This window comes from Agrobacterium sp. GW821-FHT02D03 (assembly GCF_059421725.1).
Map to the genome: position 1 here is coordinate 108,073 of NZ_JBWKVN010000001.1, position 25,827 is coordinate 133,899.

Below are 25,827 nucleotides of genomic sequence, written 5' to 3' on the forward strand. Positions count from 1 at the left end.
AACTTGACTTATTTGCTTCCTCGCCCTACTTCTCTCGCATCGATATTTGTTTGACGACCAGAGCTTCGGCGTTCCAAAAACGCACAGACGATCTTTCTTTCCTTCAAATTCGACCAACACCGCGCTGATTCTCAGCGCAAAAGTAATATGCCAACGGAAGGAACTCGTTATGGCTACTGGTACAGTTAAGTGGTTCAACGCAACCAAGGGCTACGGCTTCATTCAGCCTGATGACGGCGCACAGGACGTGTTCGTACACATCTCTGCAGTCGAGCGCGCTGGCATGAGCGGTCTCAAGGACGGTCAGAAGATCTCCTACGAACTCGTTCAGGACCGTCGTTCTGGCAAGATGTCTGCCGACAGCATCGTTGCTGCCTAATTACGGTTTGGCTGGTTCGTCCAGCCTGTCAGTTGAAAAGCCGGGACCTCGCGTTCCGGCTTTTTGTTTTTAACTCGCCGCTGCGATTAATCTCCGGCTGGCCTTGTAAAAGACATGATGCGCACCGATATAGGGTTCATCAGTGTTACAGCAGTTCCCGATGAGGCTTTGATGAGCCGCCGCGTTGTACCCTTGTTAATGAAAAATTAACCTAGGCGCGCAATGATGAAAGGGAAGACATGAGCGACAGCCAAAAAGCTGGCGCCGTGCTGAGACACATACCGTTTTGCACTTTGACCACGGATGTACTGGCACTGATCGCACAAACGGGAATGAAAGGTCGGGCTTGCCCGGCCTTTTTGTTTTTTGGGGCTTCGGCTCCCGTGGAGCGGTGCCGCTGACGCGCGGCACTGCCTTTTCCCAAACTCGATTACCTCGCGCTCAACGCCGACAGAACTCGCACCCAAGAGCGCGTGCCCTTGTGGAAGGACTTCAACTCGTACTTCTCATTGGGCGAGTGAATGCGGTCGTCGGTGAGGCCGAAGCCAATCATTAGCGAATCCATGCCAAGCATCTTCTGGAAGTCGCCGACAATCGGGATCGACCCGCCCATGCCGATGACCACGGCGGGCTTTGCCCATTCATCCGAAAGCGCCGACTTTGCCTTGGTCAAGGCCGGCGAATCATAGGACAGATGGATGGCCGGTGAGCCGCCATGCTCGTGGAACTCGACCGAGCAATCCGCCGGAATCTTTGAGCGTACATAGGCGCGGAAGCTTTCGCGGATCGCAGCCGGGTCCTGGCGGCCGACGAGGCGGAAGGAGACCTTTGCAGAGGCTTTGGCGGCGATAACGGTCTTGAAGCCCTCGCCAGTGTAACCGCCGGTGATGCCGTTGACTTCCGCCGTCGGGCGGGCCCAGGTCAGTTCGAGGACGGAGCGTCCTTTCTCACCTGCTGGAATGGACAGACCGACTTCGCCGAGGAAAGATTCTGCTGTGCGGCCGAGATTATCCCAGGATGCCTTGATGTTGGCGGGTGTTTCCTCAACGCCATCATAGAAGCCGGGTAAGGTCACGCGTCCCGTCTCATCATGCAGACCGGCGAGAATATCGGTCAGAATATGGATCGGGTTGGCGGCAGCACCACCGAAGAGGCCGGAATGCAGATCGCGATCGGCAGCGGTGATGACGATTTCCTCACCGACGAGGCCGCGCAGTGCCGCGGCAATCGCGGGCGTCTGGTGATCCCACATGCTGGTGTCGCAGACCAGAGCGTAATCGGCTTTCAACTCACTCGAGTTTGCGTCCAGGAATGGCTTGAGCGACGGCGAACCGGATTCCTCTTCGCCTTCGAAGAGGATGGTGACGCGGATCGGCAGCGATCCGCTGACCTGCTTGTAGGCCCGGCACGCCTCGACGAAGGTCATCAACTGGCCCTTGTCATCCGACGTTCCACGGCCCGAAATCACCTGTCGACCCTCGCCGATATCTTTCAGCTTGGCATCGAAGGGATCGTCCTGCCACAGATCGATCGGATCGACAGGCTGGACGTCGTAATGGCCGTAAAACAGCACATGCGGCGCGTCGGCGGTTGCGCCATCATGATGCGCGACCACCATGGGGTGACCGGCGGTATCGCGGATCGACGCGTCGAAACCGATGCTCGTCAGATCGCGCACCAGCCATTCGGCGGCCTTGCGGCATTCCGCCTTATAGGCCGGATCGGTGGAAATCGACTTGATGCGGACGAGTTCGAAAAGTCTCTCAAGGCTGGAGGGAAGATTGTCGTCAACCGCCGAGAGAACGGGGGAAATATCTGTCATTGCATGATCCTGTCATGTCTGGCCTGTCATGTGTGGAGCGCCAGTCATCATTTCACTGAGCAAGGCGGGTTCCACCTCTTTAAATCTCCGCAAAGGCGTGACGACGACCGCTGTGGTCATCGCGCCAATGCGCTAGATGGCAGGACGATAGAGCAAATATGAGACGGTTTCGAGCCCGGAAAACTTACTTTTCCGATTTAGCCAAGCTGATGGCGCGGCTCATATATTCCAGCAGCAATTGCCGCTCGAACTTCAACAGATCCTTGAGAAGCGCCTCTTCCGTTTCTTTCGATGCAGCAATGGCGGCCTCTTCAAGCGCGGCACCTTTTTCCGTCAATGTGATGATCTGCGAACGGCGATCTGTCGGGTGAGGTTGGCGCTCTATGAGCCCGTCACGCGCCATGCGCGCCAGCGTGTTGGCAAGTGTCGCCTGTTCGATATCGACCCTGTCGAGCAATTGACGCTGCGTCAGCCCATCTTCCTGCCAGAGCTCCAGCAGGACAGGAAATTGGCCGGGCGAGAAGCCGAGGGCACCGGCACGCTTCAGCAGAGCCTGGGAAAAACCCTTGGCCAGTTGCGCCGCGAGATAGGCTGCAGAGTCCTGTCGAGAAAATCCCATCGGGCACATCGTCCGGATCATTTACATATCGTGCGATGTAGACGGTCATGCTTTCCCGAAGCATGCGGGTCGGCCCATTTGCACAAAAGAAAACCGCCATGACCGGGAGGGGACGGTCATGGCGGTATATTGAGGGACAAAGGCCCGGAGAGGGGGAAAGGCCTTTGCCCGGTCTGACGCGGCGGGGGACGAGCCAGCTATCAGACTACGGCGTGATCAGTCGCCGTCCTCTAAGAAATGAGGCCGCAAATGCGGCTTTTCAAGGGAGCATCGAATTACAAATCGGTAACGTTCCGGTGAGATTATTTGGCGTTATTTTGACGCTTCTGTCGGAGCCAAGCTGCGGCTGTCAGCGTTCCGCCTGTCAGCGCCGCGATCCAAACAAAATCCATCCCCATGCGGCCCGCAGCGCTGTTTGCGTGCGCCGCGACGATGACGACAAAGGCGGCGAGCAGTGCTGCATCCGAGAACTGAAATCTCGCAACCGCCTTGAGATCCGCATCCTCTAGGGAGTTATCCTGGAAGTGCGCCCGAAGCCCTTTTGTCGCAAGAAGGTAGAGGGGAACGATGGCTATCTTTGCCACGGTCACCGCAGCTTGATCGCCGAGGTACCAGGACGTCGCAGCCACACCTGCCATCAGGGTGATCGAAACGAGCCACGCTGTTGAGGTCGGCGTCGTGCGCATGAAGAACCTCGCGAGACCATGGAAGAAACTTGCTGGGTACTTGAGGGCAGCGATAGACCTTTCTGCCGTGTCGCGCTATCCATGCTTCCCATGAAAAAAGGCGATCATCTCTTCCTCGTGGACGGCTCCGGTTTCATTTTCCGCGCCTTCCATGCCATCCCTCCACTCAACCGCAAATCCGATGGATTGCCGGTCAATGCCGTGTCCGGCTTCTGCAACATGCTGTGGAAGCTGTTGAAGGATGCGCGCAATACCGATGTGGGGGTGACGCCAACGCATTTCGCGGTGATCTTCGACTATTCGTCCAAGACCTTCCGCAACGAGCTCTACGACCTCTACAAGGCCAATCGCTCGGCGCCGCCGGAAGATCTCGTCCCGCAATTCGGCCTGATCCGCCACGCGACCCGCGCCTTCAACCTGCCCTGCATCGAGACCGAAGGCTTCGAGGCCGACGACATCATCGCCACCTATGCCCGCCAGGCGGAAGCAATCGGTGCAGATGTCACCATCATCTCCTCCGATAAGGATCTGATGCAGCTCGTCACGCCCAATGTGCATATGTACGACGCGATGAAGGACAAGCAGATCGGCGTGCCGGACGTCATCGAAAAATGGGGTGTACCGCCGGAAAAGATGATCGACCTGCAGGCGATGACCGGCGATTCCACCGACAATATCCCGGGCATTCCCGGTATCGGTCCGAAGACGGCGGCGCAGCTGCTGGAGGAATATGGCGACCTCGATACGCTGTTGGAGCGCGCAGGCGAAATCAAGCAGCAGAAGCGCCGGGAAAACATCATTGCCAATGCCGAACTGGCGCGCCTCTCCCGCCAGCTCGTTTCGCTCCGCACCGATGTGCCGCTGGAGCTTGCGCTGGATGCGCTGACACTTGAAGTCCAGGACGGACCGAAGCTGATTGCCTTCCTGAAAGCGATGGAATTTACCACGCTCACCCGCCGCGTCGCAGAGGCGACCGGTGCGGATGCGTCTGCCATCGAACCCGCCCATGTTCCGGTCGAGCGTGGCGTAGACGCCCACGGGCCCGATCTCGATGCCGGCACCGATACGGGAAGCGATGCTCCATCCGTTGCGCTTGGCGAAGCGTCGGTGGCGGATGTCGGTACCGTGCTGTCCAAGACGGAAGGCGACACGCCGCAGGAGCTTGCCTCCGCGCGCGAGACGATCTTTGCCGCCGCCAAGATCGATACGACCGCTTACCAGACGATCCGCTCAATCGAGGAACTGGATCGCTGGGTCGCCATGGCGCGCGAGACCGGCGTCGTCGCCTTCGATACCGAGACAACCTCGCTCGACCCGATGACGGCAGAGCTTGTCGGCTTCTCGCTTGCGATTGCCGACAACAGCAAGAATGCCAGCGGCTCGGACATCATCGCAGCCTATGTACCACTCACCCACAAGACCGGCTCTGGCGGCGATCTCTTCAGCGACGGCATCAAGCTGGCGCCGGACCAGATTCCCTTCGATCTTGCGCTTTCGCGACTGAAAGACCTGCTGGAAGACCCGGCTGTTTTGAAAGTGGCGCAGAACCTCAAATACGATTATCTGCTGGTCAAGCGCCTCGGCATCGTGATGCAGAGCTATGACGACACGATGCTGCTTTCCTACGTGCTGGAAGCCGGCAAAGGCGCGCATGGTATGGATGCGCTTTCCGAGCGCTGGCTTGGCCACAAGCCGATCGCCTACAAGGATGTTGCAGGCTCCGGGAAGTCCGGCGTGACCTTCGACTTCGTCGATATCGACAAGGCAACGGCTTACGCTGCCGAAGATGCCGATGTGACGCTGCGCCTGTGGATGGTGCTGAAACCCCGCCTCGTCGCCGACCGTCTGACCACCGTCTATGAGCGACTGGAACGACCACTGGTGCCGGTACTCGCCCATATGGAAGAGCGCGGCATATCCGTCGACCGGCAAATCCTGTCGCGGCTTTCCGGCGAGCTGGCGCAGAAGGCTGCCGCCTTCGAGGACGAGATTTACGAACTGGCCGGCGAAAAATTCAACATCGGCTCGCCCAAGCAGCTGGGCGATATCCTGTTCGGCAAGATGGGGCTGCCTGGCGGTTCCAAGACGAAGACCGGACAGTGGTCAACCTCCGCCTCCGTGTTGGAAGACCTTGCCGCCGAAGGCATGGAGCTGCCGCGCAAGATCGTTGACTGGCGCCAGCTGACCAAGCTGAAATCCACCTATACGGATGCGCTCCCCGGCTATATCCATGCCGACACCAAGCGCGTCCACACCTCCTATTCGCTGGCATCGACCACGACGGGTCGTCTTTCCTCGTCGGAACCGAACCTTCAGAACATTCCGGTGCGAACGGCGGAAGGCCGCAAGATCAGAACGGCCTTCATTTCCACGCCCGGCAACAAGCTTCTTTCGGCCGACTACAGCCAGATCGAATTGCGTGTGCTGGCGCATGTCGCCGATATCCCGCAGTTGAGAAATGCCTTTGAAAACGGCATCGATATTCATGCGATGACAGCATCGGAGATGTTCGGTGTGCCGGTGGAAGGCATGCCATCGGAAGTGCGTCGCCGCGCCAAGGCGATCAATTTCGGCATCATCTACGGCATTTCGTCTTTCGGTCTTGCCAATCAGCTCAGCATCGGCCGCTCTGAAGCGGGTGAGTACATCAAGAAATACTTCGAGCGCTTCCCCGGCATTCGCGACTATATGGAAAATACCAAGGCCTATGCCCGCGAGCATGGCTATGTCGAGACCATCTTCGGCCGCCGCATTCACTACCCTGAAATCAAGTCGTCCAACCCGTCGGTAAGGGCGTTCAACGAGCGCGCGGCAATCAATGCGCCGATCCAGGGGTCTGCGGCCGATATCATCCGTCGGGCGATGATCCGCATGGAACCGGCACTCGAGCAGGCGAAACTTTCCGCCCGCATGCTGCTTCAGGTGCATGACGAACTGATTTTTGAGGTCGAAGACAGCGAAATCGAAAAGACGCTGCCTGTGGTCGTCTCCATCATGGAAAACGCTGCCATGCCGGCCATCGACATGAGGGTGCCGCTGCAGGTGGATGCCCGGGCCGCCAGCAACTGGGACGAGGCTCACTAAAGCGCCGTGCGTCCTATTATGGGACGCACAAAAGACGCTTTACCTGTTTGAATCGACGCAACGTGCTTTCCGAAAATCGGGTCCGATTTTCGGGCCGATGCTGTAACATTTCGAATGTCATGTGCCTGTCGCCCATGAGGCGTAGGGGAAGGCTTCTATCAAGGAGCCCTCCCATGCACGCCCCGTTCGTTTCGCCACAACTTTCCGCCTTCTCGACCACCCATCACACTGCACCACCCCGACATCTGGGAACGCGCTATTCTCCCGAGGGAGAATTTCTGCCTGAGCCGGGCAACACGGTCGTCTGCCATCTGGTCGAAGGTTCGCCGTCTCAACAGGCGATCATTGCCGCCCTTCAGCGGCTTCTCGATATGCCCGAGTCTTCGACCCACCTCGCCTTCACACCCGTCTCCAGCCTGCACATGACGGTGTTTCAGGGCATCATCGAGCATCGCCGCGCTTGGCCTTACTGGCCGAAGGAGATGCCGGAAGACAGCACGATCGACGCGATGACGGCGTTTTACCGTGAGCGCCTCGCAGAATTTCTTAAGCTGCCAGCCTTCAATATGCAGGCAACATCGGTCACGCCGCTCGGCCTGATCCTGAAAGGGGTAACCGAGGTGGATGACAGGATCATCGCTGCATGGCGTGACGCCTTTGCCGAGGCCTTCGGTTATCGTCATCCCGATCACGAGACTTACGAATTCCACATTACATTTGCCTATGCCCGCCGTTGGTTCGAGCCGGAGTGCCTGCCACGCTGGCAGGCGATGCTGGATGACTGCCTTGAAAAATTGCGTGCGTCAGCGCCGGTCATCGAAATGCGCCCGCCAGCCTTCTGTGCATTTGCCGACATGAACCACTTTGAGGAGTTGCTTGTCTTCGATCCCATCTGATATGGATGGGTCGGACGGATGCCGATTTTCGATTGCGTCGGTATCTCGCGAAAAAATGTGCGTCGGGGCTGGTCAAAGCCCCGCAGGGCATGTATAAGCGCGCCAAATTTCCGATATCGAGACATGCGACATTCGGCCTATGGTTCTGGCCGGTTCCCGTGTTTCGCCGCTTCAGTGGAGTAACACAAATGGCAGTTCCTAAAAGAAAAACGAGCCCGTCCAAGCGCGGTATGCGCCGTTCGGCAGACGCCCTCAAGGCAGCAACCTACGTCGAAGACAAGAACTCCGGCGAACTGCGTCGCCCGCACCACATCGACCTGAAGACAGGCATGTATCGCGGCCGTCAGGTTCTGACGCCGAAGGAAAGCGCATAATCAGCGCTTCTTGATGCGATTGCATGACGAACGAGCCGGCCTTTGGGTCGGCTTTTTTGTTGCCTTCTCCTGCCGTCGCAATGCCGCTTGGAAAAAAACGAACCCGCACATACTATCCTCAGCAGGAGGACGGTTTTTTTACAGCATGTCGCGCAAAAGTGGTCACCGGTTTTGCGGCAACGACACGCGACAGAAAAAACCGTCAGGTGGAGGGGTTCGAGTGAGATATCGGTGGGTTGGCATCCTTTTGCTTTGCCTTGGTCTGTGCGGCTTTGCCTTCACCAAGGGACGGGAACTGCTGGCAGAGAGTTATCTCAACGAGGCTGCCGAACAGGGTGGAACGACGTTACGGCTCGCGGTCTCTGCCCTTGGCGGGCATCTGAGCCGCTACGAGCCCCTTCCCGCACTGATGGCCGACCACGACGATATCGAGGAGCTGGTTGCCCATCCGGAGGATCAGCGTCTCAGGCAGCGCGCCAACATCTATCTGAAGTCGATCAACGACCTACTGAAGTCCTCTGACATCTACATCATGACGCTGGACGGCGAAACGATCGCAGCCAGCAACTATGATGGCCCGGCAAGCTTCATCGGACAGAATTTCAGCTATCGCCCGTATTTCCAGGATGCCGCCAAGGGCCTGCAGTCGCGCTTCTTCGCGCTGGGGACAACCTCACACAAGCGCGGCTATTATTTCGCCTCTCCCATCCTGTTCAACGACGTCATCAAAGGCGTCATCGTCTTCAAGGTGGATATTGAAGGCATCGAGGCCTCCTTCGGCACCGGCGAAAATCGCATCGTCGTCACCGATCCGGAAGGCATCATCTTCATGACCGGTGTGCCGCAATGGCTCTATTCGGCGGTCCTGCCGCTGACGCCCGATAGAATTGCCAGGACGGAAGCCTCGCGCCGCTATGCGGATGCCAAGCTCAGCCAGTTGCCGGTCACCGAAGGCATCTTCGGCAGTCATCGGTTGATGACGATCCGTGAAGGGCAGCAGGACAGGGAATATCTCGTCCTTTCGCAACCCATGCCGGAAGCGGGCTGGACGGTGAATGTGCTGATGGATACTGGCTCGGTGCGCACGCAGGTGCAGACGACGATGCTGGCAGCCCTGCTCTGCTTTGGCCTGGCAGGCGCACTTCTGGCGGCCATGCTGCAAAGACGCAGGCGCCTGCAGGACCGCCTGGTGCATCAGGCGGAAGCCCAGGCAGAGCTGGAGCGGCGGGTGGAGGAACGCACCGCAGACCTGGCGCGGGTGAACCGCGACATCAAGCGGGAGATTGCCGAACGCCGCCAGACGGAAAAGCAGCTGCGTAAAACCCAGAAGGATCTGATCCAGGCGGGCAAGCTTGCAGCCCTTGGCCAGATGTCGGCCGCCCTTTCCCACGAGTTCAACCAGCCGCTCGCCGCTGCCAAGACCTATGCCGAAAGTGCCTCTCTGCTGATCGAACGCGGGCGCGTGGAGGAGGCGAACTCCAATCTCTCCCGCATCTCCGCCCTGATCGACAGAATGGCTTCGATCAGCAGGCATCTTCGCAACTTCGCCCGCAAGCCCAATGAGCATGTCGGCCCTGTTCCGCTCGACACGGTGGTGGCCGATACGCTCGAAATCGTCAGCGCAAGGCTGAAAGCGGCGGATGCGCAATTGCATGTGGCGCTTGGACCGGAGACGCTTTTTGTCAAGGCCGGACCGGTGCGTCTGCAGCAGGTGCTCGTCAACATCATCTCCAATGCCGCGGATGCGGTAGAGGGGCTGGACGACCGGCGTATCGATCTCACTGCACAAAAGAGCGACAACAAGGTGATCGTTTCGGTGCGCGATCGTGGCCCCGGCGTGCCGCCCGCGATCATGGAGCGCATCTTCGACCCGTTCTTTTCGACGAAAGGCGTCGGCAAGGGCCTGGGTCTTGGCTTGTCGATCTCCTATAATATCGTCAAGGATTTTGGCGGGCGGCTTGTCGTCACCAATCTGGAGGACGGCGGCGCGCGATTCGATATTGAACTCGACGCCGAAACACCGATGGAGATTGCCGCGGAATGAGCGTGTCCCGCGTATTGCTGATCGATGACGAAGAGGATTTGCGCCTTTCCACAGCCCAGGCGCTGGAGCTTGCAGGCCTCGATGTCGTCACCATCGACAATGCCGACCATGTCTTCGAACTGATCGGCTACAGTTTCGATGGCGTGATCGTCAGCGATATCCGCATGCCCGGCATCGACGGCATGAGCCTGCTGCAGAAGGTGCGGGAACTGGACGCGGAAATTCCAGTGATTCTCGTGACCGGCCATGGCGATGTGCAGCTTGCGGTCAGTGCCATGCGCAACGGTGCTTACGACTTTATCGAAAAACCATTCAGCATCCAGTATCTCGCCGGCATCATCAAACGCGCCATGGATCGGCGTTCTCTGGTGCTGGAAAATCGGCGCCTGCGCGCGGTTGCCGGAAAACGTGACGATCTGGAAACGCGCCTGCCAGGCCGCACGCAGGTGATGGTCGATCTGCGCTACCGTATCCGTGCCATAGGAGCCGCGGATGCCGATACGCTGATCATCGGCGATACGGGAGCCGGCAAGGAAGTGGTGGCGCGGGCGCTGCATGATGTGAGCGCGCGCGCCGACCGTCCCTTCGTCGCCATCAATTGCGCCGCCCTTCCCCAGCATCTGATCGAGAGCGAACTCTTCGGCCACGAGGCAGGGGCCTTTCCAGGGGCACTGAGGGCACGCTACGGCAAGTTCGAGCATGCGCGCGGTGGAACCATCCTGCTCGACGAGATCGGCTCCATGCCGCCCGATATGCAGGGCAAGCTGCTGCGCGTGCTTCAGGAGCGCACCATCACGCGGCTTGGCTCCAACGAGACCGTGGAACTCGATGTCCGCTTCATTGCCACCAGCAAGACGGACCTGGCGCATGAGGCCCTTGCCGGTCGCTTCCGCCAGGATCTCCTCTATCGTCTGAACGTCGCCACGATCCATGTCCCGTCGCTTGCGCAACGGCAAAGCGATATTCCCCTGCTTTTCCTGCATCTCGTAAGAGAAGCAGCAGCGCGCTATGGCCGCGACGACATGGAGGTGCCATCCAGCATCATTTCATCGCTGGCGATGCGCGAGTGGCCCGGCAATGTGCGTGAGCTGAGAAACGAGGCAGACCGGTTCGTTCTTGGACTGGACGGTCGTTCCGGCGAAGGGCCGCAAAGCGATCCGCTTGCTGGTCATGGCCTCTCCGCCAAGGTGGCAGAGTTTGAAAAAGGCATCATCGCAAGAACAATCGCGAGCCATAAAGGCAATCTGAAAGCCGTCTATGAGACGCTCGGAATATCGCGCAAGACGCTCTATGAAAAGATGCAAAAATACGCACTAACAAAGCATGCCCTCATCGATGAAGACATGACAAGCTCCTGAGTTCTGTTCGTCATTATTATCATGGGTAGGAATCCACCCACGCCACGACGGCGATGTTTCGGATTCCACCCATTCGGGCCGTTAGCCGACGCTCTTTTAACGATTTGTTTTCTTCCCTCGATTGCGTGACGCGCGATCTCGATTGCAAATGATCTCACCCCGGCGAGCGCAGAGGAGTGCGTCTCGTCGCTGAGGCCATATTCATCGGGAGGAAAAGATGAAACTTCTGAAATCCGTCACGGGTGCAGTCGCTGCCGCCGCCGTATCGCTCTTTGCGCTTTCTGCAGCCGCACAGGATTATCCTGGCCGTAACATCACCATGGTCGTGCCGTTCTCCGCAGGCGGTCCAACGGACACCGTGGCACGCCTCGTTGCTGAATCCATGTCCAAGGATCTCGGCCAGCAGATCATCGTCGAGAACGTCGGCGGCGCTGGCGGCACGCTCGGTGCAGGTCGCGTGGCATCTGCCGATCCGGATGGTTACACCATCCTTCTGCATCACATCGGCATGGCCACCAGCGATACTCTCTACCGCAAGCTGGCCTACAAGACGCTCGACGCCTTCGACTATGTGGGCCTCGTGACCGAAGTTCCGATGACCATCCTGTCGCGCAAGAATCTTGAAACCAACGACCTCAAGGGCCTGATCGACTACGCCAAGGCGAACAAGGACAAGGTGACGGTAGCCAATGCCGGCATCGGCGCTGCCTCTCACCTGTGCGGCATGCTGTTCATGAGCGCCATCGAAACGCCGCTCGTCACCGTTCCCTACAAGGGAACGGGTCCTGCCATGACCGACCTTCTGGGCGGCCAGGTCGACATCATGTGCGACCAGACCACCAACACCACCAAGCAGATCCAGGGCGGCACCGTGAAGGCTTACGCGGTCACCACGCCTCAGCGTCTGAGCGTCCTGCCGAACGTGCCGACCGCAACGGAAGCTGGCCTGCCCAACTTCGAAGTTGGTATCTGGCACGGCATCTACACACCCAAGGGCACGCCTGCGGCTGTGAATGAGCGTTTGTCCAAGGCGCTTCAGGTGGCCCTGAAGGACCAGAACGTTGCTGCACGCTTTGCCGAACTCGGCACCACGCCTTCGCCAGAAGCAGATGCGACGCCAGCCGCGCTCAAGGCCAAGCTTGAAAGCGAAATTGCTCGCTGGAAGCCTGTGATCGAATCTGCCGGCCAATACGCCGACTAATCCTGCTTCAGGCCGGGGATGACGCATGTCGTCCCCGGCTTCGCCTTGCAGACGACAGTTATCCTTGAAGACCTTACATCGAACTCTACAGACATTGGGCCAAAGGCGGCACCGATGCACAGGCGGGGACGACCATGAAATCAGTTAGTTTCGATGCCACAGAAGCCATCTGCGGCGCAATTTTCATCTGCCTCGGCATCTTATTTGCCTGGCAAGCCTATGATCTGGATCTGGGAACGACATTCCGCATGGGGCCGGGCTATTTTCCGCTCGTCCTGTCCTTGATCCTCATATTGCTCGGCGGCGTCATTTTTCTTCGCGCCGGCAAGGTTGCAAACGAGCCGATGACCTCCATCGCGTGGCGGGGCATCTTCTTCATCCTTCCGGCGCCGATCTTCTTCGGCCTGACGGTGCGTGGACTGGGCTTCGTGCCATCGCTGTTTCTCAGTGCGCTAATCGCCTCCTTTGCATCGCACAAGATGAAACCAATGATGGCCGTGCTTTTGTCGGCTGCCATCACGGTGTTTTCGGTTCTCGTCTTCAATTACGGTCTCGGCCTGCCTTTCCAGCGCTTTGGCCCCTGGCTCAACTTCTGAGGTCGCGTCATGGAACTCTTCGATAATCTGGCGCTCGGCTTTTATACGGCCTCCACGCTTCACAATCTGTTCTTCTGCCTGATCGGCGTGCTTCTAGGAACACTGATCGGTGTTCTGCCGGGTATCGGTGCTACGGCCACCATTGCCATGCTGTTGCCGATCACCTTCCAGTTGGAGCCCGTCTCCTCGCTGATCATGCTGGCCGGCATTTATTACGGTGCGCAATATGGCGGCTCGACCACGGCGATCCTGATCAACATGCCGGGCGAGTCCTCATCCGCCGTGACGGCCATCGACGGTTACCAGATGGCGCGCAAGGGCAAGGCGGGGGCGGCTCTCGCAATCGCTGCCATCGGTTCTTTCTTTGCCGGCACTGTTGCGACCTTCCTCGTAGCGGTCTTCGCTCCGCCACTGACGTCGATTGCTCTTGAGTTCGGCGCGGCGGAATATTTCTCACTGATGGTCGTCGGTCTCGTCTCATCCATCGCACTGGCACATGGCTCCATCGTCAAGGCGCTCGCCATGGTCGTGCTCGGCCTGCTGCTGGGTCTCGTCGGTACCGACATCTATAGCGGCACGCCGCGCTTCACGCTCGGCATTCGCGAATATGCTGATGGCCTGAACTTCGTTGCCGTTGCCGTCGGTGTTTTCGGTATCGCCGAAATCCTGCGCAATCTGGAAGACGAGCGCACCCGTACCGTGCTGATGGCCAAGGTTTCCGGCCTTCTGCCGACCAAGGACGACTTCAAGAAGATGGTGGGGCCGGTCCTGCGCGGTACGGCGATCGGCTCGGCACTCGGCATCCTGCCGGGCGGCGGTGCCATCCTCGCGGCCTTTGCTTCCTACACAGTGGAAAAGCGCGTCTCTAAGAACCCGGAAGAATTTGGCCATGGCGCGATCGCCGGCGTGGCCGGTCCGGAATCGGCCAACAATGCCGGTGCTCAGACCTCCTTCATCCCGCTTCTGACCCTTGGAATTCCAGCCAATCCGGTCATGGCGCTGATGGTGGGCGCAATGATCATCCAGGGTATAGTGCCCGGTCCGAATGTTGCGACCGAGCAGCCGGCGCTCTTCTGGGGTATCATCGCCTCCATGTGGATCGGTAACCTGATGCTGGTGGTGTTGAACCTGCCGCTCATCGGGCTCTGGGTGAAGCTTCTGACGATCCCTTACTACGTGCTCTTCCCGATCATCATGGCCTTCTGCGCCATCGGGGTTTACAGCGTCAACTCCAACGTCTTCGATCTCTATGCCGTCGCCTTCTTCGGCTTCATCGGTTACGCCTTGGTGAAACTGCGCTGCGAACCGGCACCGCTGCTGCTCGGCTTCGTGCTGGGGCCGCTCCTCGAAGAGAACCTGCGCCGCGCCATGATCCTGTCGCGTGGCGATCCGAGCACCTTCGTCACCCGGCCGATCAGCGCTACGCTGCTTCTGATCGCCGTGCTGGTTCTCGTTGTCGTCTTCCTGCCAAGCGTCAAGAAGAAACGCGAAGAGGTTTTCCAGGACGAAGGCTGACACAGCCTCACGATTTTCATGACACCATCAAAGGCCGGCACCACGTGTCCGGCCTTTGTCTTGTTTATGCTTTATAAAACTGCGAAAGCAGCGTGAGTGATAACGGAGGTCTTCATGGCAGATCACAACGAAGCGCGGATCGTCGCTTTGGAAGAGACGGTGGCATATCAGGCCAAGACGATCGAGGAGCTGTCCGATCAGTTGGCTGAGCAGTGGAAGGTCGTCGAGCAGACCCGTGCGAAGCTCGATCGTCTCACCGAGCGGTTCTTGAGCCTTGAGGAGCAGTCGCTCGACGCGCCAGCCATAACCAAGCCGCCGCATTACTGATAGCCTCGGTGCGCGCCAGCGCAGACCAAGATATTGAGGAGCTGAGATGACAGAAATCGCGATACCGACGCCAGCCGCCGAGGTCCTGTCCTTCTGGAACGAGGCAGGCCCGGAAAAATGGTTTGAGAAGAACGCCCATTTCGACAGTTCCTTCCACGCCCGCTTTCACGATCTGCACTTCACGGCGGCCAGTCAGGAATTGACCGACTGGCTGAATGCGCCGGAGAGCAGCCTCGCCCTCCTCCTTCTGCTCGACCAGTTTCCCCGCAACTGTTTCCGCGGCACGGCGCATATGTATGCGACAGATCCACTGGCGCTTCATTATGCCCGCGACGCCATTTCGCGCGGTCATGATGAGACAATCGATCCCGAACTGCGGATTTTCTTCTACCTGCCCTTCATGCATTCGGAAGAGCTGGCCGATCAGGAGCTTTGCTGCGAGCTTTGCGAGCCTCTGGGCGAACGATACCTGCCTTTCGCGATCGAGCATCGCGATATCGTCGCGCGCTTCGGTCGCTTCCCGCACCGCAACGACATCCTGCTTCGCGAGACGACGGTAGAAGAGCGCGCCTTCCTTGCCGAAGGCGGGTTTGCAGGCTGACCAATAAAAACGCCGCCAATCCAGATGGATGGCGGCGTTGGAAGACTCGTGAGCTGAAGGCGGCGTCAGCCGTCAAAAAATTCCTTCATCCGAGCAAAGAAGCCCGTCGATTCCGGATTGTTGTCCTTCGATGAGATATCCTCGAACTCCTGCAAGAGTTCGCGCTGACGCTTGGTCAGCTTCTGTGGCGTCTCGATCTGGATCTGGATATAGAGATCACCCGTCTGCGCCGAGCGCAGAACCGGCATGCCCTTACCCTTCAATCGGAACTGCTTGCCTGGCTGCGTGCCTTCCGGCACGGTGACGCGCGACTTCGTTCCGTCCAGCGTCGTGACATCGAAGGTGCCACCGAGCGCCGCCGTCGTCATCGAGATCGGCACTGCGCAATAGAGATCTGCGCCATCGCGCTGGAAGAATTCGTGCGGACGCACCGACAGGAAGATGTAGAGGTCTCCCGAAGGACCGCCCCGCATGCCAGCTTCGCCCTCGCCCTGCAGACGAATACGCGTTCCGTCCTCGATACCGGCCGGGATATTGACAGACAGCGACCGCTCTTCCGTTACACGGCCCTGGCCGTGGCACTTGGTGCAGGGATCGGTAATCGTCTGGCCGCGGCCATGGCAGGTCGGGCAGGTCCGTTCGACCGAGAAGAAGCCTTGCGCGGCACGCACGCGTCCCGAACCCTGGCAGGTGCCGCAGGTCTTGGGGCTCGTACCCGGCTTTGCGCCGGAACCGGAACAGACATCGCAGGTTATGGATGTCGGCACCCGGATCTGCGCCGTCTTGCCGGTGAAGGCTTCTTCCAGCGAGATTTCCATATTGTAGCGGAGATCGGCACCGCGTTCGCGACCGCCCGACGACCGGCGCGCACGACCGCCACCCATCATCTCGCCAAATATGTCTTCGAAGATGTCGGAGAAACCGCCGCTGGCAAAACCACCGCCGCCGCCACCGCCACCCATGCCACCATGCTCGAAAGCTGCGTGGCCAAAGCGATCGTAAGCCGCGCGCTTCTGTGGGTCCTTCAGTGTTTCGTAGGCTTCGTTGATTTCCTTGAATTTCTTCTCGGATTCAGCGTCATCGGGATTCTTGTCCGGATGATACTTCATCGCAAGTTTGCGGAAGGCGCTCTTCAGCTCCTTTTCATCGGCGGATCTGCTCACGCCCAATGTCTCGTAAAAGTCTGCTTTCGCCATGAAGATAACACACCCCGAAATGGATTTCCGGCTGCACGAGGCAGCCGGAGTCAGTCTCATTTACCCAAGTTCAAGAGCAAGAACCACACTTAAGCGGACTTCTTGTCGTCCTTGATTTCCTCATAGTCGGCGTCGACCACACCATCGTCCTTGCCGCCTGCGCCGCCTTCACCGGCTTCCGCCTGCTGGGCTTCGTAGATGGCCTGACCGAGCTTCATGGACACTTCCATGAGGGTCTGGGTCTTCGCCTGGATGTCGTCTGCATCCGGCTCGGATGCTTCAACAGCCGTCTTGAGGGCAGCGATGGCATCTTCAATTGCCTTGCGGTCAGTTTCGGAAACCTTGTCACCATACTCCTGAACCGACTTCTCGGTGGAGTGGATCAGGCTTTCCGCCTGGTTCTTGGCTTCTACGCCCGCACGACGCTTCTTGTCGGCTTCAGCATTGGCTTCCGCATCCTTGACCATCTTCTCGATGTCGGCGTCGGAGAGACCACCGGAGGCCTGGATACGGATCTGCTGTTCCTTGCCGGTGCCCTTGTCCTTGGCCGAAACCTGGACAATGCCGTTCGCATCGATATCGAAGGTCACTTCGATCTGCGGAACGCCACGGGGAGATGGCGGCAGGCCAACGAGGTCGAACTGGCCGAGCAGCTTGTTGTCGGCTGCCATTTCGCGCTCACCCTGCGAGACGCGGATGGTCACGGCAGACTGGTTGTCTTCGGCGGTCGAGAAGGTCTGGCTCTTCTTCGTCGGGATCGTCGTGTTACGGTCGATCAGACGAGTGAAGACGCCGCCCAGCGTTTCGATGCCGAGAGACAGCGGGGTTACGTCGAGAAGCAGAACGTCCTTGACGTCGCCCTGCAGAACGCCTGCCTGGATGGCAGCGCCCATGGCAACCACTTCGTCCGGGTTGACGCCCTTGTGGGGTTCCTTGCCGAACAGCTGCTTGACGACTTCCTGAACCTTCGGCATGCGGCTCATACCACCGACCAGAACGACTTCGTCGATCTCGGAAGCGGACACGCCTGCATCCTTAAGAGCTGCCTTGCACGGTGCGACAGTGCGCTGAACCAGGTCATCGACCAGGCTTTCGAACTTGGCGCGGGTCAGCTTCAGCGTCAGGTGCTTCGGACCGGAAGCATCTGCCGTGATAAAGGGCAGGTTGATTTCGGTCTGCTGCGAAGACGACAGCTCGATCTTTGCCTTCTCGGCAGCTTCCTTGAGGCGCTGCAGAGCCAGCTTGTCGGACTTCAGGTCGATGCCGTTGTCCTTCTTGAATTCGGCTGCGAGGTACTCAACCAGACGCATGTCGAAGTCTTCACCGCCAAGGAAGGTATCACCATTGGTGGACTTCACTTCGAAGACGCCATCGCCGATTTCCAGGATGGAGATATCGAAGGTGCCACCACCAAGGTCGTACACGGCAATCGTCTTTCCTTCCTTCTTGTCGAGACCATAGGCAAGCGCAGCAGCTGTCGGCTCGTTGATGATGCGCAGCACATCAAGACCAGCGATGCGGCCTGCATCCTTGGTTGCCTGACGCTGGGCGTCGTTGAAGTATGCCGGAACGGTGATGACGGCCTTTTCGACCTTTTCACCGAGGTAGGATTCAGCGGTTTCCTTCATCTTCTGAAGGATCATCGCGGAGATCTGCGACGGGGAATAACCCTTGCCCTGCGCCTGTACCCAAGCGTCGCCATTGTCACCCTTGACGATGTCGAAGGGGACCAGACCCTTGTCCTTCTCAACGGTCGGATCGTCGTAACGACGGCCGATGAGGCGCTTTACCGCAAACAGGGTATTGGTCGGGTTGGTGACGGCCTGGCGCTTTGCAGGCTGACCGACCAGACGCTCGCCATCATCGCTGAACGCGACCATGGAAGGGGTGGTGCGCGCGCCTTCCGCGTTTTCGATTACTTTGATGTCCTTGCCGTCCATCACTGCGACGCAGGAATTGGTCGTGCCAAGGTCAATGCCGATTACTTTTGCCATTTTCTTCTCTCCTTGAAGCGAGTCATCGGAACCCCGGGAGGCATTCCACTGACGACTCCTTGACTTGGATGGTCTTGCCTTTTTGTCAGCATTTCTGCTGGTATGCGGCGTATATAAGGAGCGAATTTTCTTGCTGCAAGGCGAATGGCGTCAGCGAAGGCAGCAAAAAGAAAGATTTGCTGAACTTCTTCATCAAGCTTCTAAAGCTGGTGTGACAGGCGTACGATCCACACAAGGGATCGTGCTATAGCAGTCGGACAGCCCTTAAGCCTGAGGCTTGATCAGGCTCTTGACCCTTTGGGCGAAAACATCGAGCTGGAAGGGCTTGGTCATCACGTGCATGCCATGCTCCAGATGGCCGTGGTTCAACACCGCATTCTCCGCATAGCCGGTGATGAACAGCACTTCCAGATCCGGCCGGTTGGTGCGCGCGGCATCCGCCAGCTGTCGGCCATTCATGCCTCCAGGCAAGCCGACATCAGTGATCAACAGGCTGATTTGCCTATTGGAATTGAGGAGACGCAGGGCAGATGGCGCGTCTTCCGCTTCGATGACGGAGTAGCCCAAATCCTGAAGCTCCTCGACAGCAAGCATTCTGACGAGAGGCTCGTCATCCACCACCAGGATCGTCTCGTCACCATCCGCCCGCGGCGCATCGATGCTGGCCTCCGCTTCCGGATCGGCCGTATCGATGGAGCCGGAATAGCGCGGCAGATAGATGCAAATCATCGTGCCTTTGCCGAGTTCGGAATAGATGCGCGCAGCACCGCCCGACTGACCGGCAAAACCATAGACCATCGAGAGGCCAAGCCCCGTGCCCTGACCGATCGGCTTGGTGGTGAAGAACGGATCGAAGGCACGCTCGATAATGTCCTGCGACATGCCCGTTCCGGTGTCCGAGACGCAAAGTGACACGTACTGTCCCGGCTCCAGCCCGCGCATCCGGGCCGCGCGCTCGTCCATCCAGCGATTTCCGGTTTCGATCGTCAGCTTGCCGCCATTCGGCATGGCGTCGCGCGCATTGATGCAGAGATTGAGAAGCGCATTTTCGAGCTGGCTGGTATCCACGAATGTCGGCCAGAGACCGGCCGCCCCCACCGTCTCTACTTTGATTTCCGGCCCGACGCTGCGGATCACCAAGTCCAGCATGCTATCGACCAGCGTGTTGATGTTGAGCGGTTTCGGATCGAGCGTCTGGCGGCGCGAGAAGGCGAGCAATCGTTGGGTCAGTGCGGAGGCCCGTTTGGTGGCGCCCATGGCACCATTGATATAACGTGACAGGTCCCCAACCCGACCCTGTGCAAGCCGGGTGTTCATCATCTCCAGGCTGCCACTGATGCCAGCCAGGATGTTATTGAAATCATGGGCCAATCCGCCGGTTAGCTGGCCGACGGCTTCCATCTTCTGGGCTTGGCGCAGAGCTTCTTCCGCCACCATCAGCTCGGCGGTGCGCTCCTCGACCTGCTGCTCCAAAGTGACGTTCAGCTTTTCCAGGGCGAGCTCCGCCCGTCTGCGCGCGGTAATATCCTGAAAAAGAACGGCGACCTGGCGCCGCTCCTTCGGCTCGATGCGAACGGCCGCAAGCTCGAGATAGCGGCCTGTGGCCACCAGCTCCTGCTGAAAGCGAATGGGTTTGCCTGTTTTGAGAACCGCACCATAGCGCGCGATCCAGGCATCGGCCTCGTCCGGCACCATCTCGCGCAGCTTCTGGCCAACCACATTCGGGATCCCTGCGTGACGGGCATAGGCATCGTTTGCCTGGATATGCACATAGTCGCTATCCGGCCCATGCGGCCCATCCATAAACTCGATGATACAGAAGCCCTCATCAATGGCATCGAAGAGGCCTTTGTAGAGGTCTTCGCTTTCGCGTCTCGCCCGTTCGGAGAGCGTGCGTTCCGTGACGTCCGAGCCTTCGACGAAAATGGCGCAGACGTCTCCCTTCTGATCGCGGATCGGCTGATAGAGGAAGTCGAGATAGCATTCTCTGCCGGGTCCACCCTCTTCCGTCTGAATGACGAAGAGCGCGCCGAGAGCCTTATAGGGTGTGCCCGTCCGGTAAACGTCGTCGAGAATGTTGACGAAGCCTTGCGCAGCCGCGTCAGGAAGCGCTTCGGCCACCGTTCGCCCTAGAATATCGTGCCGTCCAACTAGGTTCAAATAGCTTGGATTGGCAAGCTCGAAGCGGTGGTCCGGTCCGCGCAAAAGCGCGATGAAGGTCGGCGCCTGTTCGAAAAGCTGGGTCAGAATCGGACCGATATTGCCGGTATCGCTAGTCACAGTCATAGCCATTACGGAGTCGTTGTTGCGGGCATGATCAGGTTCGGTGGCACAATCAGAGTGTCTTTGCCGCTGATCATGGCATCCAGATATTCGAGCGCGTTCTGTAAGCCATTGACCGTATAGGGTTTTTCAATAGCACCGACAGCACCGGCAAAATCCGGCGGGATGCGTTTCACATTGCCGCTGACAAACACGTAAGGGATGTCTTTGCTGGCAAGAAACCGCCCGACATCCACCCCGGTCGGCCCGTCAAGAAGATGAATATCAACAAAGGCGAAGTCCGCACTTTCCTTCTCGATCAAGGTCATGGCCGACGCGCTATCGGCTGCGACACCGATGACGGTATGTCCGGCGGCCTCGACTTCGCTTTCCAGTTCAAGCGCCAGGAGTGCCTCATCCTCCACGATGATAATGCGCAAATTCATGATTCCTTTTCATGTCCCACCAGCAGCGTCACGCTGACGATCGTCTGCCGGCCATTTTGTTCTCGTTTGATTTCCGCACTGACTTGGCGTGCGCATGTTTCCAGCAACATCTGACTGAAACGCTGTTCTTCCTCATCGACCTCGACCGGATCGGTCTTGTCGGCCACCTGAATGAGGAAATGCCCGTTCAGCCTCTTCACTGTTACCTTGATGTCGCCGCCTCCATCACCCAGCCCGCGCCTGACGGCATCGCCCACCAACTCGTTGACGATGAGCGACAAAGGTGATGCCTTGTCTGCAGGCACATAAACCGGGGATAGATCCAGCGTGACATTGATATCGGTGCGTTTCAGCTGGCTTGTCAGGTTGACGACGAGATCTTCGGCGAAATCGGCAACATCGAAGCGAGCGATATTGTCGAACGTGAACAGCTTGCGATGAACGGTGCTGAGGGCCTCAATGCGGTTCAGCACCGATTTCAGCGTCGCGCTCGCCGTCTCGTTCTCCGTCATCCGCTCCTGAAGCTTCACGATCGACGCCATCGTCATCAGGTTGTTCTTGACGCGGTGATCGACCTCGTGGACCAGCATTGTCTTCGCGTCGAGCGCATCGCGAAGATCCTTGGTGCGGCGACTGACTTCCTCTTCGGCAAGGTTACGGGCTTCGGCGAGCTCTGCTTCTTTGTCCTTGATGCGGGTGAAATCGAGCTGCGAGGCGAAATAGTAGATCACCTCTCCCTTATCATCCCAGACGGGGCTGACGAAGAGAGCATTCCAGAACTGCGTTCCGTCTTTTCGATAGTTCAATATGTCGACGGAGACCGAGGTTTGCGCACTGATGGCGTCGCGGATTTTGGCGACCGCCTGGGGATCGGTCCTCTCGCCCTGGAGAAGGCGACAGTTGCGGCCGATCAACTCATCGCTGCTATAGCCTGTGAGGTCGTTGAAGGCCTTGTTGCAGAAAATGATCGGATTGTCGTCCTGCTTCGGATTGGTGATGATCATCGGCATGCGGGTCGCCTTGAACGCTGCCGCAAAAGGGTCTTCCGATGCATGATCGGCAAGCAAACGCTCACCGGCTCTACGCGCTTCCAGAGGCAGCAAATAATCGACCATGAATTTTTCCGCACTTCACCCCATGCGTAATCCCCTTGCGGCAGGAAAGTTCCCGGCTGAAGATTATTTTCACCGCCTCGTCGTGTGCTCGTTGGACGACCGAATTTTGCGTGGAGGCGAGCTGCTAATACGCAGTGTCGCCTCCACATTGTCTCCGCCTCAAAAGACTTTCCGCAGCTTGGCATCAATGGAGTGCCTGTTGCCGCCTCTGACCGCAAAGAACAGAAAAATCGCCGACCAGAGAATGGACTTCTCTGCCCCGCCGAGCCCTTCCGACTTGACGATCCAATGGAAATAAACCGTCACCATCAAGACGATGAAGGCGGCGAAAGCCGCAGGACGCGTGAGGAGCCCGACTGCGACAAGAATGCCGCCAAAAAATTCCGTTGCCGCCAGTAGCGGCGACCAGAAGACGCCGGGATAAAAACCCAGGCTTTCCACCATGCCGACGGCGCCGAAGGGATTGGTGATTTTGCCGAAGCCATGCGTAACAAGAAGCACGCCGGCGACGATACGCAGAACCGTTTCCACAAGTTCATAGGTGCCGTTATAGACCGGCGCGACAGCCGGGACGATCAATCGTTCACGAGAAAGCTCATTATGTGGCACAAGAATACTCCGTTGATTGCAATTCCTGACCATCTGCAACAAGCTGCCGTTCGCGCAAGTTGCGCTCGTTCAAAACATGACAAACTAAGTAATATTTCCGTGAGTTTATATGAGGACGGCTGAGATGGAAGGCACTGTAAAACCCCGCGTTTCGATCACCTACTGCACACAGTGCAACTGGCTGCTACGTTCTGCTTGGATGGCGCAAGAGCTGCTCAGCACCTTCTCGGACAGTCTCGCAGAGGTCGCGCTGGTTCCGGCCACGGGCGGCCGCTTTGAAATTACCGTGGATGGGGCACTGTTGTGGGAGCGGAAACGCGATGGCGGTTTTCCGGGGCCCAAGGAGTTGAAACAGCGCATGCGCGACATGATCGATCCGGACCGGAATCTCGGCCATCTTGACCGGCAGAAGAACGACGGGCTGGATACGTAATACTACAAGCACGTCGGATGGCCGCTATCAGGAATCAGCGCGTGGACGGCGGATCATAGAAGGCCCAGTATTTGATTGCTCGACTGACATTCCAGTGTCCACCTCAAGCCCAGCGACGATGTTTTTCGATGAAAAAACAAGGATCGTCACAAAACTTCAAAATCCCTGTTGACACCAGCCGCCTGCCCCCGTACATGGCTCCTCGTCGCCCAGATGGCGGAATTGGTAGACGCGCCAGCTTCAGGTGCTGGTACTCGCAAGGGTGTGGAGGTTCGAGTCCTCTTCTGGGCACCATTCCTTATTTGATCCTAGCCAGATCAATCACTTAGCTAAAAAATGGAAATTGCGATCTCCCCTTAGGGGGCGATGCTCTTATCGTTCGGATTGCCGACCCTCACTCACGAATTGGGTGTCGATAAGCGTTGTGCGAGGCAGAGGCTCTTCGCATGCGAGCGCGCTTCTACGCACGGATTAATGGCCGTGTTCTTGCTGCGAAACTTCTGTTTCAACAAAAGGGGAAGTCGTTTTTGAGTGCAGTGCGTGTGGCGTCCAAACGCCAAAGTCAGCAGATGTGTTCAGCAAACGCGGGCTGAACGAAGAACACCCTGAAGCGAGTAATGCTGGCATACGCGATTTTAGTTCTGCGCGTGCTCTTCACAGGAGGGAGAGCAGGACAGAACGCTTCGTGAGGTCTGGCGATAGACTCTGACCGTGTTGCCTTCATCGATCGACACCAGAACACGTTCATCGACGATTGCGTTTCCCTCGGCATCCAGCAGCACAAGATTGGTGGTGCCGAAACTGCGTCCGGTCAGCACGATCGTCGTTGCATCGGCAACGGTCGCATCTGCGACTTTGGAATTACCGACAATGACTTTGCTCACTGCGCGGTCAAGTTTCAACACACGCGCCTGATTCATCGAGACGCGGAGCATCTCATCATCCGCAGAGAGCGCAAAAGCAGGCGCAAAACCTAAGACCGCTGCAGCAATTGCAAATCTTTTGATGGTGGAAGACAGCATGAGCGGAACAGACCTTTGGTTATGCTTGGCGCATTTCATCGTCACCACCATGAACGGGAATGGTGAATGAAGACTTAAACGGCGCTCCAAAATGAGAAAGTGCCGCGCGATCAAATACAATCCGACTTGGCTCCAGCCTGTAGCATAACCGCACAATACCAGCGATGTTGCGATGAATTTCCTGCAAGATAGGCTCGCACTATCCTATACTCTTCAGACGTTCTCTCCATCAAACGTATTTTATCTTTTAATATTTGGCTTTGTTTACCAAACGTTCGACATTACTCATTTAACGTTACGTTAAGCCCGTTCTTTAAACGCTTGGCAATCGACATTTTGTAGGTTTGCCTCAACCGAACAACGGGAAACAGTTGTCGGCGTGCTGACCAACAACGAATTAGGAGAATCCGCATGACCAATATTTTCGCTCGGTTCCTGAAGGACGAGTCCGGCGCCACTGCCATTGAGTATGGCCTGATCGCGGCGCTGATCTCTGTCGCTATCATCGGCGGTGCAGGCGTCATAGGCAGCAAGCTAAAGTTGACCTTCGACCGCGTAGGCACCGAGTTGACGAATTCTAAAGCCGCTACTGGTGGCTGACACGCGGCTGCGACCGGTTTTCTCTATGCATTAGAAAGTGCCGTCCTCTGGGCGGCATTCTTCTTAAATGAGAGTCATCTGATAAACTAGGGGTGAGACATGATCATAGCTTCCATCTTTCTTGTCGTCCCGCTGTGCCTCGCGTTTGCGGCGCTCACTGATCTTTTTTCGATGACGATCCCTAATCGAGTCTCGGTCATTCTCTTAGGTGCCTTTTTTGTAATAGGACCCTTGTCGGGTATGGATTTGCAGGTTCTCGCACTAAGTATCGCAGCGGGGGCGGCCGTTTTCCTAACTTGTTTCATCCTGTTCGCATTCAACACGATGGGAGGTGGAGATGCCAAGCTTCTCACCTCGTGCGCCGTCTGGTTTGGCTTCAATCAATCTTTAATCGAGTTTTTGGTCGCAGTTGCACTCATCGGAGGAATGTTGACGCTTTGCATAGTAATTTTACGATCGCGCTCCGAAGAGATTATGGCAACGGGGCTTCCAATTCCGCACTCATTGTTGGTCGCCAAAAAGGTGCCGTATGGTATCGCGATTGCAATCGCGGGTTTGCTCACCTACCCCGAAGCCCCTATTGTACAGGCCGCGATGCGCGCTGCGCTCTAAATTAACACGCCAAAAGTGCTATTTAAACTTGCTAAT

General features: G+C 57.8%; 25 protein-coding genes and 1 tRNA gene. 16 read left to right on the top strand and 10 right to left on the bottom strand.

Annotated elements, in window-relative coordinates; all coding sequences use genetic code 11:
* Positions 1-169 precede the first annotated feature (169 nt).
* Positions 170-379 (top strand): cold-shock protein, encoded by a 210-nt coding sequence (locus tag AC07U5_RS00525; protein WP_027674583.1) that lies wholly within the window; start codon positions 170-172, stop codon positions 377-379.
* Between the two features lie 430 nt (positions 380-809).
* Here the strand turns inward: AC07U5_RS00525 and AC07U5_RS00530 are convergent, their stop codons facing one another.
* The 3 genes from AC07U5_RS00530 to AC07U5_RS00540 form a co-directional block, all read right to left on the bottom strand.
* A complete protein-coding gene (locus AC07U5_RS00530; RefSeq protein ID WP_494722018.1) occupies positions 810-2,201 on the bottom strand; it encodes a M20/M25/M40 family metallo-hydrolase in 1,392 nt (463 codons plus the stop codon).
* Between the two features lie 184 nt (positions 2,202-2,385).
* Positions 2,386-2,820 carry a MarR family winged helix-turn-helix transcriptional regulator gene (locus AC07U5_RS00535; RefSeq protein WP_494722019.1) on the bottom strand — a complete coding sequence of 145 codons (435 nt, stop codon included), beginning with the start codon at positions 2,818-2,820 and terminating at the stop codon, positions 2,386-2,388.
* A 302-nt stretch (positions 2,821-3,122) separates the two neighbouring features.
* Complete coding sequence (locus AC07U5_RS00540) at positions 3,123-3,506, bottom strand: hypothetical protein (RefSeq protein ID WP_494722020.1); 384 nt, start codon at positions 3,504-3,506, stop codon at positions 3,123-3,125.
* Positions 3,507-3,596: 90 nt separating this feature from the next.
* Between AC07U5_RS00540 and polA the strand changes: the two genes are divergently transcribed.
* The 11 genes from polA (at position 3,597) to AC07U5_RS00595 (ending at position 15,502) form a co-directional block, all read left to right on the top strand.
* Positions 3,597-6,590, top strand: a complete 2,994-nt coding sequence (polA, locus tag AC07U5_RS00545; protein WP_494723228.1) for a DNA polymerase I — start codon at positions 3,597-3,599, stop codon at positions 6,588-6,590.
* A 173-nt stretch (positions 6,591-6,763) separates the two neighbouring features.
* Positions 6,764-7,486 carry a DUF1868 domain-containing protein gene (locus tag AC07U5_RS00550; protein ID WP_494722021.1) on the top strand — a complete coding sequence of 241 codons (723 nt, stop codon included), beginning with the start codon at positions 6,764-6,766 and terminating at the stop codon, positions 7,484-7,486.
* 188 nt (positions 7,487-7,674) lie between these two features.
* On the top strand, positions 7,675-7,860 hold the full coding sequence (rpmF, locus tag AC07U5_RS00555; RefSeq protein ID WP_016556742.1) for a 50S ribosomal protein L32: 186 nt from the start codon (positions 7,675-7,677) through the stop codon (positions 7,858-7,860).
* Positions 7,861-7,883: 23 nt separating this feature from the next.
* Positions 7,884-8,084 carry a hypothetical protein gene (locus tag AC07U5_RS00560; RefSeq protein WP_494722022.1) on the top strand — a complete coding sequence of 67 codons (201 nt, stop codon included), beginning with the start codon at positions 7,884-7,886 and terminating at the stop codon, positions 8,082-8,084.
* Positions 8,081-9,904: a sensor histidine kinase gene (locus AC07U5_RS00565; protein ID WP_494722023.1), complete on the top strand. Its 1,824-nt coding sequence runs from the start codon at positions 8,081-8,083 to the stop codon at positions 9,902-9,904. Before AC07U5_RS00560 ends, AC07U5_RS00565 begins: the two co-directional genes overlap by 4 nt.
* Positions 9,901-11,262, top strand: coding sequence for a sigma-54-dependent transcriptional regulator (locus tag AC07U5_RS00570; protein WP_113266396.1), 1,362 nt, complete (start codon positions 9,901-9,903; stop codon positions 11,260-11,262). Before AC07U5_RS00565 ends, AC07U5_RS00570 begins: the two co-directional genes overlap by 4 nt.
* Positions 11,263-11,479: 217 nt before the next feature.
* Positions 11,480-12,463 carry a tripartite tricarboxylate transporter substrate-binding protein gene (locus AC07U5_RS00575; RefSeq protein WP_062427228.1) on the top strand — a complete coding sequence of 328 codons (984 nt, stop codon included), beginning with the start codon at positions 11,480-11,482 and terminating at the stop codon, positions 12,461-12,463.
* Between the two features lie 134 nt (positions 12,464-12,597).
* A complete protein-coding gene (locus AC07U5_RS00580; protein ID WP_494722024.1) occupies positions 12,598-13,059 on the top strand; it encodes a tripartite tricarboxylate transporter TctB family protein in 462 nt (153 codons plus the stop codon).
* Between the two features lie 9 nt (positions 13,060-13,068).
* Positions 13,069-14,574, top strand: a complete 1,506-nt coding sequence (locus tag AC07U5_RS00585) for a tripartite tricarboxylate transporter permease (protein ID WP_062427230.1) — start codon at positions 13,069-13,071, stop codon at positions 14,572-14,574.
* A gap of 114 nt (positions 14,575-14,688) precedes the next feature.
* Positions 14,689-14,901 (top strand): SlyX family protein, encoded by a 213-nt coding sequence (locus AC07U5_RS00590; protein WP_062427231.1) that lies wholly within the window; start codon positions 14,689-14,691, stop codon positions 14,899-14,901.
* A gap of 46 nt (positions 14,902-14,947) precedes the next feature.
* On the top strand, positions 14,948-15,502 hold the full coding sequence (locus tag AC07U5_RS00595; RefSeq protein WP_494722025.1) for a DUF924 family protein: 555 nt from the start codon (positions 14,948-14,950) through the stop codon (positions 15,500-15,502).
* 65 nt (positions 15,503-15,567) lie between these two features.
* Here the strand turns inward: AC07U5_RS00595 and dnaJ are convergent, their stop codons facing one another.
* From dnaJ to AC07U5_RS00625, 6 genes are all read right to left on the bottom strand, one after another.
* On the bottom strand, positions 15,568-16,698 hold the full coding sequence (gene dnaJ, locus AC07U5_RS00600; protein WP_494722026.1) for a molecular chaperone DnaJ: 1,131 nt from the start codon (positions 16,696-16,698) through the stop codon (positions 15,568-15,570).
* An 89-nt stretch (positions 16,699-16,787) separates the two neighbouring features.
* Positions 16,788-18,692 carry a molecular chaperone DnaK gene (dnaK, locus tag AC07U5_RS00605; RefSeq protein ID WP_062427234.1) on the bottom strand — a complete coding sequence of 635 codons (1,905 nt, stop codon included), beginning with the start codon at positions 18,690-18,692 and terminating at the stop codon, positions 16,788-16,790.
* A 264-nt stretch (positions 18,693-18,956) separates the two neighbouring features.
* Positions 18,957-20,984 (bottom strand): PAS domain-containing protein, encoded by a 2,028-nt coding sequence (locus AC07U5_RS00610; protein ID WP_494722027.1) that lies wholly within the window; start codon positions 20,982-20,984, stop codon positions 18,957-18,959.
* Positions 20,984-21,394, bottom strand: a complete 411-nt coding sequence (locus tag AC07U5_RS00615; protein ID WP_494723229.1) for a response regulator — start codon at positions 21,392-21,394, stop codon at positions 20,984-20,986. The genes AC07U5_RS00610 and AC07U5_RS00615 overlap by 1 nt, the downstream gene beginning before the upstream one ends.
* A gap of 2 nt (positions 21,395-21,396) precedes the next feature.
* Entirely contained in the window at positions 21,397-22,515 is a 1,119-nt protein-coding gene (locus tag AC07U5_RS00620) for a PAS domain-containing protein (protein ID WP_113225662.1), read from the bottom strand.
* Between the two features lie 159 nt (positions 22,516-22,674).
* Positions 22,675-23,124, bottom strand: a complete 450-nt coding sequence (locus AC07U5_RS00625) for a DoxX family protein (RefSeq protein WP_207773822.1) — start codon at positions 23,122-23,124, stop codon at positions 22,675-22,677.
* A gap of 124 nt (positions 23,125-23,248) precedes the next feature.
* Here AC07U5_RS00625 and AC07U5_RS00630 point away from each other — a divergent pair, with 124 nt between their 5' ends.
* Together AC07U5_RS00630 and AC07U5_RS00635 are read left to right on the top strand one after the other, a co-directional pair.
* Positions 23,249-23,557 (top strand): Rdx family protein, encoded by a 309-nt coding sequence (locus AC07U5_RS00630; RefSeq protein ID WP_116493009.1) that lies wholly within the window; start codon positions 23,249-23,251, stop codon positions 23,555-23,557.
* 207 nt (positions 23,558-23,764) lie between these two features.
* Positions 23,765-23,851 (top strand) — tRNA-Leu (locus tag AC07U5_RS00635).
* 341 nt (positions 23,852-24,192) lie between these two features.
* Here the strand turns inward: AC07U5_RS00635 and AC07U5_RS00640 are convergent.
* Entirely contained in the window at positions 24,193-24,576 is a 384-nt protein-coding gene (locus AC07U5_RS00640) for a pilus assembly protein N-terminal domain-containing protein (RefSeq protein ID WP_376784953.1), read from the bottom strand.
* Positions 24,577-24,990: 414 nt separating this feature from the next.
* On the opposite strand from AC07U5_RS00640, the gene AC07U5_RS00645 reads away from it, so the two are divergent.
* Together AC07U5_RS00645 and AC07U5_RS00650 are read left to right on the top strand one after the other, a co-directional pair.
* A complete protein-coding gene (locus AC07U5_RS00645) occupies positions 24,991-25,179 on the top strand; it encodes a Flp family type IVb pilin (protein WP_112358208.1) in 189 nt (62 codons plus the stop codon).
* Positions 25,180-25,278: 99 nt separating this feature from the next.
* The gene (locus AC07U5_RS00650; protein WP_112358209.1) at positions 25,279-25,791 is read left to right on the top strand and encodes an A24 family peptidase; all 513 of its coding nucleotides are present in this window, start codon (positions 25,279-25,281) and stop codon (positions 25,789-25,791) included.
* Positions 25,792-25,827: the final 36 nt, after the last annotated feature.

Excerpts from the sequence above, each read along its gene's own strand:
- AC07U5_RS00620 (WP_113225662.1), bottom strand. The coding sequence starts at position 22,515 with ATGGTCGATTATTTGCTGCCTCTGGAAGCGCGTAGAGCCGGTGAGCGT.
- dnaJ (WP_494722026.1), bottom strand. The coding sequence starts at position 16,698 with ATGGCGAAAGCAGACTTTTACGAGACATTGGGCGTGAGCAGATCCGCC.
- AC07U5_RS00560 (WP_494722022.1), top strand. The coding sequence starts at position 7,884 with ATGACGAACGAGCCGGCCTTTGGGTCGGCTTTTTTGTTGCCTTCTCCT.
- AC07U5_RS00585 (WP_062427230.1), top strand. The coding sequence starts at position 13,069 with ATGGAACTCTTCGATAATCTGGCGCTCGGCTTTTATACGGCCTCCACG.
- polA (WP_494723228.1), top strand. The coding sequence starts at position 3,597 with ATGAAAAAAGGCGATCATCTCTTCCTCGTGGACGGCTCCGGTTTCATT.
- rpmF (WP_016556742.1), top strand. The coding sequence starts at position 7,675 with ATGGCAGTTCCTAAAAGAAAAACGAGCCCGTCCAAGCGCGGTATGCGC.
- AC07U5_RS00540 (WP_494722020.1), bottom strand. The coding sequence starts at position 3,506 with ATGCGCACGACGCCGACCTCAACAGCGTGGCTCGTTTCGATCACCCTG.
- AC07U5_RS00580 (WP_494722024.1), top strand. The coding sequence starts at position 12,598 with ATGAAATCAGTTAGTTTCGATGCCACAGAAGCCATCTGCGGCGCAATT.
- AC07U5_RS00550 (WP_494722021.1), top strand. The coding sequence starts at position 6,764 with ATGCACGCCCCGTTCGTTTCGCCACAACTTTCCGCCTTCTCGACCACC.
- AC07U5_RS00590 (WP_062427231.1), top strand. The coding sequence starts at position 14,689 with ATGGCAGATCACAACGAAGCGCGGATCGTCGCTTTGGAAGAGACGGTG.
- AC07U5_RS00630 (WP_116493009.1), top strand. The coding sequence starts at position 23,249 with ATGGAAGGCACTGTAAAACCCCGCGTTTCGATCACCTACTGCACACAG.
- AC07U5_RS00570 (WP_113266396.1), top strand. The coding sequence starts at position 9,901 with ATGAGCGTGTCCCGCGTATTGCTGATCGATGACGAAGAGGATTTGCGC.
- AC07U5_RS00645 (WP_112358208.1), top strand. The coding sequence starts at position 24,991 with ATGACCAATATTTTCGCTCGGTTCCTGAAGGACGAGTCCGGCGCCACT.
- AC07U5_RS00535 (WP_494722019.1), bottom strand. The coding sequence starts at position 2,820 with ATGGGATTTTCTCGACAGGACTCTGCAGCCTATCTCGCGGCGCAACTG.
- AC07U5_RS00525 (WP_027674583.1), top strand. The coding sequence starts at position 170 with ATGGCTACTGGTACAGTTAAGTGGTTCAACGCAACCAAGGGCTACGGC.
- AC07U5_RS00650 (WP_112358209.1), top strand. The coding sequence starts at position 25,279 with ATGATCATAGCTTCCATCTTTCTTGTCGTCCCGCTGTGCCTCGCGTTT.
- AC07U5_RS00610 (WP_494722027.1), bottom strand. The coding sequence starts at position 20,984 with ATGGCTATGACTGTGACTAGCGATACCGGCAATATCGGTCCGATTCTG.
- AC07U5_RS00530 (WP_494722018.1), bottom strand. The coding sequence starts at position 2,201 with ATGACAGATATTTCCCCCGTTCTCTCGGCGGTTGACGACAATCTTCCC.
- AC07U5_RS00595 (WP_494722025.1), top strand. The coding sequence starts at position 14,948 with ATGACAGAAATCGCGATACCGACGCCAGCCGCCGAGGTCCTGTCCTTC.
- AC07U5_RS00575 (WP_062427228.1), top strand. The coding sequence starts at position 11,480 with ATGAAACTTCTGAAATCCGTCACGGGTGCAGTCGCTGCCGCCGCCGTA.
- dnaK (WP_062427234.1), bottom strand. The coding sequence starts at position 18,692 with ATGGCAAAAGTAATCGGCATTGACCTTGGCACGACCAATTCCTGCGTC.